Below are 14,560 nucleotides of genomic sequence, written 5' to 3' on the forward strand. Positions count from 1 at the left end.
TTTTCGGCCCTTTGCTTATTTAAATCTTCAGATCTTGCTCTCTGAGCACATAACTAATTTTGCCTTTTTGCTCATCGATATCCAAGAAAAAGACACCCTTATCATAAAGTTCATCTAGGCGGTCTTGGGCCTCGTCTAAGCTGCTTTTGGTGGTTAAGCAAAGCTGGCTGGCGGTTAGCTTGCCGCCATGCTCTATAGCCAGCTTAAGCAAGCTGGCATCATCTAGTTCTATACGCTCTGCTTCTACCTCTTGGGCCAATTTAAAATTGCCTTTTAGCTCTTGCTCCTTAAAGCTATAATAGCGCTGAAAATGCCCGTCATAGTAGCTTTTTAGAAGGTCTGCTTTCACCCATTCTTTGAGCAATTTTCGGGCTTCATGGAGCTCTAGATCAAAAACCCAGACCAATTCGGCCACATTGATTTCTCGGCCAGTGTGCAAGGGCCGAAAAGCCGCTAATAACTCCTTAGGCGATTTATTGGCCCTAGATAAAGGGCGATCTAAGGGCGCTAAATTGGCCTTGAGTTGATATAACACCTTATCCGAGCCATCATAAAGGCTCCGAAAAGCGGATAAATTTATCCAGGCTTGCATGCGCAAACTCAACTCCGCAGAGGTCAAAGAGGACATCGTTTGAAGCTGAGGAATACTCAATACATAATTGTTCATGGCAAAAGCCCCTAGCAACTCTCTATCCGACAATTTACTGAGCGATCGCTTTCTCGTGCGATTATAATAGCGCAGTAAAATATGCAGAGAGAAAAAAGTAGTGACTACCATAACGGTAATTAAAATAACAGCTAGTCTTCCCATTAGTCTATAATCATAAGTTTGGCGTATTTAAGCATAATGCGTTTTTCGCCAATTCGTTCACCAAATAAGATCGTGGCCACTTTTTTGTCGCCGCCGTCTACTGCTATAATTTTGCCCTTGCCAAAGCGCTCATGCATGACTTTTACGCCAGGAAGAAGCTTTTGCACGGGGCTGGGCCGAAAATCTTTGATTTTTGGCAGCTCGCTCTTGCGCAATTGTCGGCCAGAATTGGCCATTGGGCGGCTATTTTGATAGCGCTTCACCCCCGAAACCGTTGCCCGATTGCCCATCGGTTGGGCCAAAGCTAAACAAGAAGGCGAAATCTCCTCTAAAAAACGGCTAGAGTTATTGTACTGCATTTTGCCAAAACGATAGCGGCTAGAAGCATAAGATAGGGTCAGGTACTGCTCCGCCCGAGTAATGGCCACATAAAATAAGCGGCGCTCTTCATCAGTGGCCGAGCGGCTATCTTGAGCTTTTAAGGCCATGGTAGAGGGAAATAAATTCTCTTCTAGGCCCACAATAAAGACAGCGGGAAACTCTAGCCCCTTAGCAGCATGTACCGACATCAACTTGACGCGATCGTTTTCATTGGCATCATTGTCAAAGTCAGTAATTAGAGCAATATTTTGTAGGTAGCTGGTCAAACTTTTATCCAGTACATCATCAAGCAGCTCATCCACCTCATCTTCTTCTACAAAAGACTTGATGCCATCCAGAAGCTCCTGAACATTATCTACCCGAGCTTTTCCCTCTGCCGTTTTATCCTTTTTGAGCTGATCGTTAATGCCTGTCATCCGCACCACTCTTTTGGCCAGCTCATAGGCATCATCATCCTTGGCCCAACGCTGAAAGGTTTCAATCATGGCCACAAATTCCACCATAGAGCGGCCAGCACGACCCCCAACGCCCAATTGTGGCGCAGCCTTCAAAGCCTCCCAAAGGCCCAAACCTCTTTCAGCCGCAGCATTTCGGAGCTTGCTCAAACTCGTATCGCCAATACCTCTTGTTGGATAATTGACAATTCTAGCCAAAGCTTCCTCATCTTTAGGGTTGATGATGGTCCGCAAATAAGAAAGGGTATCCTTCACCTCCTTGCGCTCATAAAACGACATGCCCCCATAGACCTTATAAGCCAAACGCTTGTTCTTCAAAGCTTCTTCAAACACCCTCGACTGCGCATTGACCCGATACAAAATCGCAAAGTCTTCATTCTTCAAATGCAGGCGATTTTTCATCTCCACAATAGATTCGGCCACCAAACGCGCCTCTTCCTTATCCGTTACGGCCCGCATCACCTTAATCTGCTCGCCCGTTCCCTTATCCGTAAAGATTTTCTTCCGAATCTGCTTGCTATTATAGGCAATTACATCATTGGCCGCCTGCACAATATAGTTGGTCGAGCGGTAGTTTTGCTCCAATTTATAGACGACTAATTCAGGATAATCTCGCTCAAAATCCAAAATATTCTGAATGGTCGCTCCCCGAAAAGCATAAATCGACTGCGCATCATCGCCTACCACACAAATATTTCTGGGGCTGCCCGGATAATTCACCAGCAACTGGATGATTCCATACTGCAAAGAGTTGGTATCCTGAAACTCATCTACCAAAACGTATTTAAATTTCTTGCGGTACTTTTCTACCACATTGTCGGGATTCTGATCGAGCAATCGATGCATCTGATACAATAAATCATCAAAATCCATGGCGCCAGATTGAGCGCATTTCTTTACATAAAGGTCATAGATTTTATAGACATAAGGCATTTTGGCCGACTTATCCTGTATGATTCTGTCTGGATCAGTCGCATAAGCCTGTGGCGAAACCAATTGGTTTTTAGCCATAGAAATCCGACTATAGACCTTATTGGCAGAGTACACCTTAGGGTCCAAACCCTGCGCCTTAATAATAGCCGTAATGGCGCTTTTGGCATCCGCAGCATCATAAATCGAAAAATTGGAGGGAAAACCAATTTTCTCGGCCTCCGAACGCAAAATCCGAGCAAAAATCGAGTGGAAAGTCCCGGCCCAAATCTGATTGGCCTTATCGCCCACCACCCCAGAAATCCGCTCTTTCATTTCTCGCGCCGCCTTGTTCGTAAAGGTCAGGGCCAAAATTTCCCAAGGCGGAATCCCCGTTTTAACCAAATGCGCAATGCGATAGGTCAATACCCGCGTTTTTCCCGACCCAGGGCCAGCAATCACCAGCAAGGCGCCGTTAATATGCGTGACCGCCTTATATTGTATATCGTTTAATCCTGATAAATAATCACTCATTTTTTTCTTTCTTCTCGGTTTGCAAAAACAATCTGCTCCTCAAATGTCTGTTATTTTTTGGGGCCTCCTGCCTCCGGCAGGCGCTACGTTTCGGGGCTCGCTATTCGCTCGGCCCTGCGGCGGCGGCGCCGCCTTGGTCTGGCCTTCGGCCACCCCTACACATCGCTAGGCCTGCGGCTCGCTTCGCTCGCCTGCCCACCGCAAGTTTGCCCCTCCACATCGGTTACTCCCTTTGGTCGTCGAACGGCGCCCTAAGGGCTTGTTGTGGCCTGCGGCTCGCTTCGCTCGCCTGCCCACCGCAATTGGTCCAAGCCTTGATAGAGATGAACCATCAGGGGGCAAAACTGTTTGCATAGACAGAATCAGCATAAAGCTGGCCCAAAATTACGACCAATCCAATAAAAAAGCGACCCTAAAGGAAGCTACTTCCAAAAAAAAATAGGTTTGCCTTATTTAAAAAATAACTAGGATTTGCCAATATATATGAGTTTATGGAACCAAATTAAAGGGCTTTTTGCAGAGAACAAAATACAACAGCCTGAAAATAAACGCCCTAGCCAAGAAAAGCTAATTCGGCACGAACCACTAGACCGAAAAGAAAACTTTTTGGCCTACTTTCAAAAATGGCTAGCCTCTAACACCAAAGAGCAAATGCTCGATTGGCTCTTTGCCCAATATCAGGACCACTGCTGCTGCGGCCAAGCCGAAGCAGCCATCCACTTTATGATTATCCCTTCCGTTAGTGGCTTTGTCATCCACTTTGATGAAACCCGCTGGCGCCCTATGGACTTTGAGTGCCTCTTTGACTTTTTTAAGCTGCAGTTTAAACAAACAGGCTATCGCCTACAACTAGCCGAAATCAAAGTAACAGAAAGAGATGGCTTTCAAGAAGAAGTGGCCCGCTATTACCTCAAGCCCCCCAGAGAATTTGGCCTAGCCTACGGAGAACAAATGGACCAAATTTTTGGCAATATTATGCTTACCCTTACCAAAGTTAATGAACAAATGATTAACTTGAAGCTGAGCGCCACCTCTTATAATGATCACTTATATAAAGCCCCCAAAGACTTCTCGGCGCTGATGCAAGACATTTGTGAGGCTTATTAACTACCCTTCAACCCTTTTTAGATGTTATCTAAACTTATGTTTCCGCTGCTATTCCTTAGCTTCCTTTTAGTGACCGCTTGTAGTAGCTTTGAAAAAGAACAACTTGTTGGCAGCTGGCAAAATGAATTGATCTTTGTTAAATTTCAGGCCAATGATAGCATGCAGCTAAAGCTTGGCGGCGACAATGTTCAGAAAGGAACCTACCACATTTTTGGCAACACCATTGAATTGATCAACCCAGAAGGGAAGGTTAGCCTCAATATGTCGGTAGTCAAAATTGAAAATGATAGCCTTTACATCAATATGATGAAAACGGGCAGCGATAATATCAAGGCCTTGGCTAGAGTGAAAGAGTAAGCCTAGCTTGGCCCTCAAGCAACAAGCCCCCTGAGCGATAGCTCAGGGGGCTTGTCTTTTATTGGCCCCTTAGGGCCAAGGCGCAAATGGCCTAGCGATGCGGCGGGGTGGCCGTCAGGCCAGACCAAGGTGGCGTAGCCACCGAAGGGCCGAGCAGCCCTGCGAGCCCCAAAGCGTAGCGCCGCAAGGCCGCAGGCCGCAGCGGAGGCCCCAAATCTTTAAAAACTAAGGATTCAATAAAATAAAATCTTTGCCTGATTTGCGGAAGCGCTGTGGACCGATTTTTAGGGTTTCGCCCTCTTGCATCTCACTTAGGTTGAGGTACTCGCCCTCTAGGGTGTAGATGGAGCCGCCGGTTCGGCTAGCGATGCGAATATAATCTACGCCCACCTGGCCCTCCTTGCCGGTTTCGCAGATGAGGACGTCTATTTTTTTGCCCATTTTTTCAATTTTTCGGAGTAGCGGCATATCGCGTACTCGGGCAAAATTATCGGCAATGAGGAGCACGCCCGTACAATCGGGATAGCGGCCCAAACCGGCCAGTACGGCCTCCAAATCATTTTCGGAAGGGCGGCCACCACGGCCTGCCTTCATGGCCGAAAAAGCCACCTCCTTGATGCGATCGGGAGAAGGCGAACCCACGAAATAGGTTCCGCCAGAGCGGCCCAGCATGCCATCGGGATGATCGTCGCCATCATTGAAAAAGAGGTACTTTTTGCTACTATCCATTTTGGCCTGTGATTGAATGAAAATCAGGGTTTGAGTGATATAAGGGTACATACTGCCCGTTACATCTTGGACAATCAGGTGGCCCGACCAATCTTCGGCTTTTTCAGTGAGGTATTTATAGACCACCGTATCGCTATCGAGTTGTTCTAGGGCCTCGGAAATAGAGGCGGCAGAGGGCGGCTCGCGGTAAGCGACCTTTCTTTCGCTTAGTTTTACCTCCTTGACCTTTTTGGTGACATACTGTTTTGGGCGTTTTTTTCCAAACAGGCCCTTTTTCTTATTATAGCGTTTGCCCGTTTTTCGTTTTTTGGGGTTACTGTGTAGGTATTTGCCGGTCCAAGTTCGTTTTTCCACCCATTCGATGGTAGAATCTTGGACCGTTTTATAGGCCGTTTTGCCCAGAGCTGCATCCATCGTTCGTTCAATAAAGGCAATTTCTTCTTCTGGGGGCAAAAGGCGGCTGCTGGGGCGATCTACTCGGACATCATCTACTGTGCGCAGGATGCTGCCATCTTCTGCGGTAAGGCGGTGCGGTTTGAGATAAATGACGAAGCCGTGAAAATAGGTCTGGGCCGTGGCATAATCGCTAGCGCCATCTTGGGCCACTAATCGCCATTCGATGAGGTTAGACTTAAACGCTTGTGGAAAAAACCAATGCAGCATTTCGTAGCGGTCCTCATTGAGTTTTACCTGATCGAAGCTTTTATCTTGTCGAAAAACGGTATAAACCAAATCAATGCGCTCCACAATGGTATCGGTCAGGCTATTAATCAGCGCCTTATCTTCTGGTGTAAAGATAAAGCGGGCATAGCGCATGGGAAAATAGAGAATGTAAGGACTTTGGCGGCTGGTATCAAACTGCGCAATGAGCTCCTCGGGTTCTTCGGCCAGCATTCTGGGCGTAACGACTAAGGTGTCTTCACTGGCCATCTTTTGGGCCGAAAGTGGCAGGGCCAGTAACAATAGAAAAAACAAATAGTAAGGCATAAAACTCTTTTAGGTGATTTGCCCAAAGATACTATTTTTAGTTTTGCCCCCCGAATAGATAGGTTAAAGGGGGGGAAATAATTGGCTAGAGTTGGCCGCAAATCCCTGAATAGCTTGTACCTTTGTGCAGACAAAACAAACAAGCCCATGAAATTCTTATTGACCCTCCTTGTCTTTTCCCCCTTATGCCTATTGGCCCAAATCTCGGAACCATCCTTTGAGAAGATGGCGGATAAAGGCGAATATGAAGCTATGGTCCAATTGGCCCAAGAGCAGCTCAAGCTGGCCAATATTTCTCCCCAAGACAAAGCCCGTTTGCAGTTCTTTTTAGCTTGGGGCTTAGATGAAGGCCCTGGGGAAGATAGTCTGGCCCTCGCCCAGTATTTAGCCGCCGAAAGCTGGCAAAAAGATGCCCCTCAGGCCCTAAAAGAATATGCCGAAACATTGGGGCTCTTGGGCTTTTTTTATAGCCAAAAGCGCTCTAACTTTGAGCAGGCCCTTCTTCGTTTTGAGGCCTTAGAGCAAGCCTATAATCGCCTAGCTGAAGCCGACAGCCTAAAAGTAGAAAATGAGATTAACCTGGCCTATTCGCTACGGATGCTCAACAGAATGGAGCAGGCCGAGCAGCGCTATAAGAGCTTGGCGCAGCGGCTGCTCAAGCAGCCCAAAGCGGCTCGCAAAGACTTAGTGCGGGTCTATAAAGAATTGGCCAATTTGGCCCTAGAGCAAGATCAGGTCGATCAGGCCCTTCAGCTTTTTCAGCAAGCTTTGCAGGCTGCCCAAGAAATCTTTGGTCCAGAAAGTAGTGCCTATGCCAGTCAGCTCAATAGCTTGGCCACCTACTATTATCACTTAGAGCAATATGAAGAAGCCGAACCGCTTTTATTAGCCGCCCTAAAGATTTATAAGCAGCAGGAGATTCAAGATAAAAAATATGCTGCCGCCTTAGGCAATTTAGGGGCACTCTATATTGAGCTCGACCGCCTAGAGGATGCCCTGCCCCTCATGCAAGAAGCCGCCGAGATTGAAAAGGCCCTTTTGGGAGAAGATAATCTGGATTATGCCACTAGTTTAAATAATATAGGCGCCGTTTATATGCGTCTGGGCGAACTTAAGAAAAGTCTGGCCGCGGTAAAGCAATCGGTAGCCATTATCAAGAAAGCCAAAGGCAGCAGCCATGGCAGCTATGTAAACAACTTATCTAATCTGGCCTATCTATACACAGTAGCAGAAAAATATGAGTTGGCCGATGCCGCCTATTTAGAGGTTTTGGCTTGGGTGCGGCAGCATAGAGGCGAAAAAAGCCTGACCTATGCCCGCATCTTGTATGATTATGCCATCTTATGGGAAAAAAAGGGTGAGATGGACAAAGCTATTGCCCTCAACAGAGAAATTTTAAGCATTCAGCAGACAGTTTTAGGCCCCGATAGCCCCAAACTGCTCCGCAGCAAAAACAGCCTAGCCATCTATCTTTTTGCCAATGAGCAAGATGAAGAAGCCCTGAATTATATTGACCAAGTGGTTCGACATTGTACCGATAAAAATGTGGGCCTAGCCGCAGAGGAACAATGGCAGCAACAAGTTTTGGAGCATGCGCCCGTTCAAAATACCGACCTACTCAAAAGCTTAGAGCTTTATTATGACTATTTGCAACGGCAGCAGCCCCAAGGCTACAAAAACCGCCTAGAACAAATAGAGCAAACGGCTATTTCGCTGCTAGAGAATGAGCGGAAAAATATGAGCGCCGAAGCTGATAAATTGCGCAGTTTGCGAGCGCAGCAAAAGTGGGTTCTCTTGGCTAGCCAAGAGGCCATGCAAGAAGAGAATTATCTTCGGGCCTTTAGTTTCTCTGACTTTAATAAGACCGTTTTGCTGCGCCAGCATTTGGCCCAAAAGGCAGGACGAAGCCTTAGCAAATTTCCTAAAGAATGGCAAGAGAAACAAAGCAAGCTGATTGACAACTGGAAGGAGCTGCGCATTGCGGCCCAAAAAACAGCCGAAAAATCGGAGAAAGATAGTTTGTTGCGTGCAGCCAATACAGCCAAACTCAAAATTGATGAATTGCGTCTAGAATTGGCCCAAAAATATCCTCAACTGGCCCAATTGGAAGAGATAAAGCCCCTAGATCTTCAGGCTTTGCAAAAGGAGCTAAGAGCAGGCGAGGCTATCATTAACTATATGGTAACGCCCGAAAAAATTTATGTTTTTCTTCTACCCAAAGAGGGCAAATTGATCGCCAAAGAACTCCCTATTCAGTTAGAAGATCTAAATAAGCGCATTAATAGACTGAGAAAAAGCTTGAGTAATTACTCCTTTATTCAATCCGATTCCTTAAAGGCCCGAACGCTCTATCTCCAAGAGAGCCAAGCGCTTTATCAGCAGCTTTTGGCGCCTATTTTGGGCAAGCAAAAGCAATTCGATCAGCTGCTGATTATTCCAGATGCCGCCTTGGCCCATATCCCTTTTGAGGCCCTGCTCACAGCAGCGCCCAAGGCCAATAGCGCTTATGCCGAGCTGCCTTATTTGATTAAAGATTACGCCATTTACTACAATTATTCCTTGGCCCTTTGGCAGGAAAACAAGCAACAACAGCCCAAAAATAATGGGCAGTTTTTGGGCTTTGCCGCTAGCTATGATGGGCAGGCTGAACCAACCTCTGTTTTGCGCTCTATGCAAGAGCAGCGCCTACGCTCGCATCTGAGCCCCTTGCCTGCCGCTCGCCAAGAAATCGACTTTTTGGCCCAGGAGTTTTCTGGCCAATTTCTCTACGACAGCTTGGCCAATGAAGCTAGTTTTAAGCGTTTGGCCCCCAATTTTTCGGTCATCCATTTGGCCATGCACGGCCTGCTTCGCCCTCGGCAGCCGCTGCTCTCGGCCTTGGCCTTTAGTGAAAATAACGACAGTATAGAAAACAACTTTTTAGAGGCGCATGAAATTGCCAAACTAGAGCTCAACAGCGATTTATTGGTCCTTTCTGCCTGCGAAACGGGGCTCGGAAAGTTTGAGCAGGGCAATGGCGTAGCCTCTTTGGCCCGCTCCTTTATGTATGCCAAGGTGCCGGCCCTGCTGGTCTCTCTTTGGCAGGTCAATGACCTGAGTACCGCCTATTTGATGCAAGCCTATTATAAAAACTTGGCCGAGGGGCAGGCCAAATCTAAGGCCCTACAGGCGGCCAAACTGCAGTACTTATCTAATGCCGAAGGAGTTGCTCAGCATCCTGCGTTTTGGGCCGCATTTATCCAGTTGGGAGCCGATCATCCCATACAACTATCCGCTGGTTTCTGGTCCTCCAAACTGATGTTGTTGGCTACTGTTTTTGCCAGCGGCTTGTCCATTCTCATTTTGCTTTACATCATTTTACGCTGGAAGAAAAAAGACCAAAAAGCGGGTTTATATCAGAAGTAAGAGCATCTTTTGGGGCTGCCCCTCGCCTATCGGCTCGGGTCGCTATGCTTCGCGGCTCGCAGGTCTGCTCGGCCCTGCGGGCTGCGCTTTGCTTGCCCTTGGTCTGGCCTTCGGCCACCGCTGCGCAGCGCTCATCCGCTCCACCTTATTCCTTGCTTTCGGCTTTCGGCTTCGGCCCTTTATCTATAATTTTTTATGAAAAAACCATTTGCCCTACTTTTGGCGGGACTTCTTTTTGGGGCTTGCCAAGACATGCCCAAAACTACATCTTTGCAGCAAGAAGCCCCCAAAGCAAAAGGCCCGCAAAGGGCTGTTGCGGTAGTAAATCAAGCGCCAAGCAAAAAAGACAGCATGCAATTTCCTTGGCTGGCCCAGCCCATTTTTGCCGAGCGCATAGAAAGTGCGATAGCTCCACCCGAGGGCTATCATTGGCAGGCGGCCAAGGCGGGTAGTTTTGGGGCTTGGTTGGCTAGGCTTCCCTTATATCCCAAGGGCCATAAGGTCCATTTGTACAATGGGGCCGAAAAGCCCTATCAGGCGGGGGCGGCCAGAGTCATCCAAATTGATGTGGGCCAATCGGATTTGCAACAATGCGCCGATGCCATCATGCGGCTCTATGCAGAATATGCCTATGCCCAAAAAGATTATGCGGCCATTTTCTTCAATTTCACTTCTGGAGACCGGGTTGGTTTTTCGGATTGGGCCAAGGGCAAAAAGCCGATAGTCAAGGGCAATCGGGTTTATTTTTCGGCGGCCAAAGGAGCGGCAGATTATAGTTATGGCAACTTTCGGAGCTATTTGAAGCGGATATTTATGTTTGCGGGCACAGCTTCTTTGGCCGCCGAGCTGCCCAAAAAGCCCTTGGCCCAATTGGAGGCTGGCGATTTATTTTTGCAGGGAGGGTTTCCGGGCCATGCCGTTTTGGTAATGGGCGTAGCGCAAAACAAAGACGGTAAAAAGCAATTTTTATTGGCCCAAAGCTACATGCCCGCTCAAGAAATTCATTTGTTGCGCAACTTACAAGCTGGGGGGAGTCCCTGGTTTTCTTTGGCTGAAGATGAAATTTTGTATACTCCAGAATGGAACTTTGCAGTTGGGAGTTTGCATAGCTTTTCGGGCAGGAAATAGGGCCAAAATGGCGGGCAAAGCCCGCCTGGCCGAAGGCCAAACGGCCTAGCGATGTGCAGGGGTGGCCGCAGGCCAGACCGAGCCGCTGAAAGCGGCGAAGGGCCGAGCAGACCTGCGAGCCCCGAAACGTAGCGCCCGCCGCAGGCGGGAGGCCCCAAAACAGCGGAATGAATTTCAGTATAAAAAAACTGCTCTTCCCCAAGATAGGAGAAGAGCAGTTGTCATTTAAATTCTAATGATTGTTAGTCAATTTGAATTTTGTCGGTATAGCTACGGGCAGACTCGAGGTGTTGGGCACGGATCAAGTAATTGCCTGCGGGTAGGTTTTCGGGTAGATTGATTTGCAATTGGTTTTGGCCGGTTTGGATTTGGACCAATTGGCTAAGAATCTTTTTGCCCAATAGATCATATAGTTGGATCTCCACGGTTTCCTGCATGCTGCCCTCCACTTGGTAGAAGAGTTCGGACTTGGTAGGATTGGGGAAGAAACTAGCTGCTAGTTGATCGGGGCGAGCGAAATTGAGGGCAAGGACCTCAGAAAGTTCGCTTTCGCCATTGGCGAGGAAGCTTCTTACTCTATAGTAATTCATTCCCGTTAGTGGAGCGACATCATCGGCGGTATAATCTAGTTCGCTAGCAGAAGGGCCTTGAGCGGCAACCTCTACCATATCGCTAAAGTTGATGCCATCGGCAGAGCGTTCTACCACATAATGCGTTACTTCTGCTTCTTGGGCTACGCCCCAGTAGATGCGGTGAATTTGGCCGAGTGCAGATGCGCGGAGATAGCTCCAGTCGGTATTGAGTAGGGGGTCTGGAATTAGGATAACTGCACCAGAGCCACCAGAGAAGCCGGGGATACCGCTCCATTCTGAGTAATTCACGCCATTAGTGGTTGCTCCAGAGGTAGCATTATAATGTATATCATCATAGGTAGGGGCTACATAATTGCTGCCTGAATTTTTGAACCAGTAGAAGCCATTGGGTGTAGCATACTTGTAGGCATAAGCACAAGCGGGATAGCTAGCGATCCAGTTGGCTGCAGCTGTTTCGATAGCGGCTTTTTCTGCGGGTTCATAGTAGAAGCGCACTTCATATCCACCGATGGGGGCACCTCCGCCAAAGTCGAGGTTCCAGCTACGTTCCATTTCAAAGCGTTCTTCTCCGGGGTCGCCAGCGGTAGCACAATCGGCTGCGGTAGCTGGGCCTTGAGTTTGTTGGTAGTAAGCGCCATTATCATAGATAGTAGCGATAGGATAGCCAGCGGGGGCGCCGCTAAGGTCTCCACGGACCGAGAAGATAATTTCGTTTCCGTTGTAGAAGTGGTGCCAGCCCATATTATCGGTACAGTAAGTATTGGTAGAAGTACCATTGAGGGCATAGATATAATCTTTGGCCAAAATGGGTTGACTATCATCTGCGGTATTGTTACAGCTTCCTTCTCTGCGCAGATAAACGGTAGAGCCTCCAGAGGGGATGGTATAATTGATCGAGCTACCGATACCGAGGAGAGCTCCGGTCCCGTTGGGGCCAGAATACCAATAAATATCAGAGGCAGTACCTGCGGTTCCGCCGGCGGCAGAAAGGACAACATCTGTATTTGGGCAGAAGGTCCCTGTAATGGGGGCCATAGTAGGCGTAGTAGAATTATAAGTTACATTTACTGTTTCTGCTGCTGTAGTGGTACAGCCGTTAGCATCAGTTACCGTTACGGTGTAAGTAGTTGTATTGAGTGGAGAAACGGTTTGGTTTGCGCCAGTGGGCAAGCCATTATCCCAGTTATAGGTAGTTCCACCAGTAGCACTTAGCGTAGTATTATCTCCATCGCAGATATCGGTTGTTCCGCTAATAGCGCCAGTGGGTAGTGCATTAGTCAATACACATTCGTCAATGGTATAGCTACAGCCAAAGTTATCGACTACTTCATAAGTATAGCATTGATTTCCTGCTGCGGCAGGTGTAACATCGGCGGTTGTGATAGAGGTTGTGGTTAGGTCGGCAGCGGCCTGCCAGCCTTGGCTAGCGATAGTGGGCGTAAAGCTTCCGATAGCCTGAACAGAGGCGCCAAAGCCCATCTGCCAGCTAAAGATATAGCCATCATCAGAACCGAGGTTATCTGTAATTTCGATGGTCCAATCGCCATTTAGTGGGCAGCCAACAAGGTCGGCAAAGCTTCCAGCAGGCAAATAGTCCCCGGGAGTAACTGTATTGCCTCCTTCGATAGGTGAAATAATTGTAGGACCGTCCACCAAAAGATCTGTAGCCGTATTGGTAAAGCAATAATCATAACCAGTACCAGGTCCACTAGTCACATCATCATAAGGGTCCCCTAGAAAAGTACTACTACCGCCAGGGTAAGTGTGTAGATCTGTAGATTGGCCATTGGGGCAGCGAATCGTCATTTGAAGATCACCCATATAAGAGTGTTCCATATTGACACAAATGCTTTGAATATCTGTAGCAGCCGTTACTGTACTTGCTGCGGGATAGCAATCTACGGTTGTAGAAGTAGAATAAGACACCCCTGATCCATCGGGCAAGAAAGTAGTTCCACTAACAGGAGGCGCACAATTAAATACAAAAGTATTCATGGCCACAGTAGCGTCTAGGGCAGAGCTTTCGCCCAAACAGAGGGGCTCGGGCGTGGCGGTAGTGGCTAGTGTAGGAGTAGTAGATACTTCGATCACTTGATCGAGTACATTATCATTCATACAGCCGTCTGTATCTGTAATATCTAGATTGATTTCATAGCTACCTTCCGTTGTATAAGTATAAGAGGCTGAAGTACCAGAGGCGGTTCCACCGCCACCAAAAGTCCAATCATAAGTAGCGCCTGCTCCAGAGTTAGAGAAAGTTCCGCTACCCACTACAGAAAGCGTTTGGCCTTGACAAAGGCGGATGACGCCATCGCCATCTGCGGCAGGAGAAGTAGAGACAAGTACAGAGTTAATCGTTTGGCAACTACTTACACAGGTTACGGTAGCCTCCCAACCGGCTAAGGTTGCTGAACCATCAGAAGTGAAACGAAAGGTTAGACAGCCAGAAGTATTTGAAGGAGTAGCCGATACCAAGCCAGGGCCTACCACATCGGTATAGGTACCTAGAGAAGGGGCCGCCGTAGAGTTACCGTCAAAAATTTCTAAGAAATCATAACTATCTTCTAGGGCAAAGGCAGTAAAATTGGCTTGTACTTTTGAGTTAGCAGCATCTGGACAGATGGTATACTCTAAGGTTTGGCTATTGCTGTAGTTTCCAGATAATCCACCATCATCGGTAAAGGTAGCCGAGCAAGTGCTTGTTCCGCCGTTAGTCATCACAATGCCCCCAGCTAGATCGGGAATACAGTTAATAGTGGCCTCAAAACCAGGGTTGGTCACAGAGCCATCAGAGCTAAACACAAGTGTCAAACAGCCCGTAGTAGAAAGTACTGTACCGGGGCTTGTGGTCCCTGCATAAGTACCAATTAGGGTTCCTGCAGTGCTATTTCCATCATAAATTGTCAAATCATCGCAGCAGCTTTCTGTAGAGAAAGAGCTAAACACCAATTGAACTTCATCGGCACTTCCAGAGCAAATAGTATAGGTCACTAGCTCATTATTGCCGTAGTCGCCAGTTCCACCCGGATCTAGCAAAGTACCCGAACAAGCCGTAATACTTCCGTTCGTCATGGTATAGGTCTGCGCATGACTATAAAAAGAGAGGCCCGAAAAAAAGGCCGTCAATATAAAGAGATAAAAATGTTTCATACCAATTAAGAGTT

The 14,560-nt window shown here is 47.7% G+C and carries 8 protein-coding genes; 4 read left to right on the plus strand and 4 right to left on the minus strand.

The annotated features are described in order from the left end of the window. Window positions 1–19 precede the first annotated feature (19 nt). Both SAPGRDRAFT_RS19135 and SAPGRDRAFT_RS19140 read right to left on the minus strand, forming a co-directional pair. A complete protein-coding gene (locus SAPGRDRAFT_RS19135) occupies window positions 20–811 on the minus strand; it encodes a hypothetical protein (RefSeq protein WP_002661120.1) in 792 nt (263 codons plus the stop codon). After that, window positions 811–3,090 (minus strand): ATP-dependent helicase, encoded by a 2,280-nt coding sequence (locus SAPGRDRAFT_RS19140; RefSeq protein ID WP_002661121.1) that lies wholly within the window; start codon window positions 3,088–3,090, stop codon window positions 811–813. Before SAPGRDRAFT_RS19140 ends, SAPGRDRAFT_RS19135 begins: the two co-directional genes overlap by 1 nt. A gap of 483 nt (window positions 3,091–3,573) precedes the next feature. On the opposite strand from SAPGRDRAFT_RS19140, the gene SAPGRDRAFT_RS19145 reads away from it, so the two are divergent. Both SAPGRDRAFT_RS19145 and SAPGRDRAFT_RS19150 read left to right on the plus strand, forming a co-directional pair. Beyond that, window positions 3,574–4,197, plus strand: a complete 624-nt coding sequence (locus tag SAPGRDRAFT_RS19145) for a hypothetical protein (RefSeq protein WP_002661122.1) — start codon at window positions 3,574–3,576, stop codon at window positions 4,195–4,197. Window positions 4,198–4,218: 21 nt separating this feature from the next. Further along, window positions 4,219–4,554: a hypothetical protein gene (locus tag SAPGRDRAFT_RS19150; RefSeq protein ID WP_253271379.1), complete on the plus strand. Its 336-nt coding sequence runs from the start codon at window positions 4,219–4,221 to the stop codon at window positions 4,552–4,554. 225 nt (window positions 4,555–4,779) lie between these two features. On the opposite strand, the gene SAPGRDRAFT_RS19155 is transcribed toward SAPGRDRAFT_RS19150, so the two are convergent. Continuing rightward, window positions 4,780–6,270, minus strand: a complete 1,491-nt coding sequence (locus tag SAPGRDRAFT_RS19155) for a hypothetical protein (RefSeq protein ID WP_002661124.1) — start codon at window positions 6,268–6,270, stop codon at window positions 4,780–4,782. A gap of 147 nt (window positions 6,271–6,417) precedes the next feature. Here SAPGRDRAFT_RS19155 and SAPGRDRAFT_RS19160 point away from each other — a divergent pair, with 147 nt between their 5' ends. Continuing rightward, on the plus strand, window positions 6,418–9,675 hold the full coding sequence (locus SAPGRDRAFT_RS19160) for a CHAT domain-containing protein (protein ID WP_002661125.1): 3,258 nt from the start codon (window positions 6,418–6,420) through the stop codon (window positions 9,673–9,675). 351 nt (window positions 9,676–10,026) lie between these two features. Further along, on the plus strand, window positions 10,027–10,803 hold the full coding sequence (locus tag SAPGRDRAFT_RS19165; protein ID WP_002661126.1) for a DUF4846 domain-containing protein: 777 nt from the start codon (window positions 10,027–10,029) through the stop codon (window positions 10,801–10,803). A gap of 242 nt (window positions 10,804–11,045) precedes the next feature. On the opposite strand, the gene SAPGRDRAFT_RS19170 is transcribed toward SAPGRDRAFT_RS19165, so the two are convergent. Next, window positions 11,046–14,546, minus strand: a complete 3,501-nt coding sequence (locus SAPGRDRAFT_RS19170) for a CUB domain-containing protein (RefSeq protein WP_002661127.1) — start codon at window positions 14,544–14,546, stop codon at window positions 11,046–11,048. Window positions 14,547–14,560 lie beyond the last annotated feature (14 nt).

The organism is Saprospira grandis DSM 2844, assembly GCF_000275825.1.
In the GTDB taxonomy this organism is placed as follows: domain Bacteria; phylum Bacteroidota; class Bacteroidia; order Chitinophagales; family Saprospiraceae; genus Saprospira; species Saprospira grandis_A.

Coding starts and splice junctions, on each gene's coding strand:
- SAPGRDRAFT_RS19140 (WP_002661121.1), bottom strand. CDS start 3,090: ATGAGTGATTATTTATCAGGATTAAACGATATACAATATAAGGCGGTC.
- SAPGRDRAFT_RS19135 (WP_002661120.1), bottom strand. CDS start 811: ATGGGAAGACTAGCTGTTATTTTAATTACCGTTATGGTAGTCACTACT.
- SAPGRDRAFT_RS19170 (WP_002661127.1), bottom strand. CDS start 14,546: ATGAAACATTTTTATCTCTTTATATTGACGGCCTTTTTTTCGGGCCTC.
- SAPGRDRAFT_RS19160 (WP_002661125.1), top strand. CDS start 6,418: ATGAAATTCTTATTGACCCTCCTTGTCTTTTCCCCCTTATGCCTATTG.
- SAPGRDRAFT_RS19150 (WP_253271379.1), top strand. CDS start 4,219: ATGTTATCTAAACTTATGTTTCCGCTGCTATTCCTTAGCTTCCTTTTA.
- SAPGRDRAFT_RS19145 (WP_002661122.1), top strand. CDS start 3,574: ATGAGTTTATGGAACCAAATTAAAGGGCTTTTTGCAGAGAACAAAATA.
- SAPGRDRAFT_RS19155 (WP_002661124.1), bottom strand. CDS start 6,270: ATGCCTTACTATTTGTTTTTTCTATTGTTACTGGCCCTGCCACTTTCG.
- SAPGRDRAFT_RS19165 (WP_002661126.1), top strand. CDS start 10,027: ATGCAATTTCCTTGGCTGGCCCAGCCCATTTTTGCCGAGCGCATAGAA.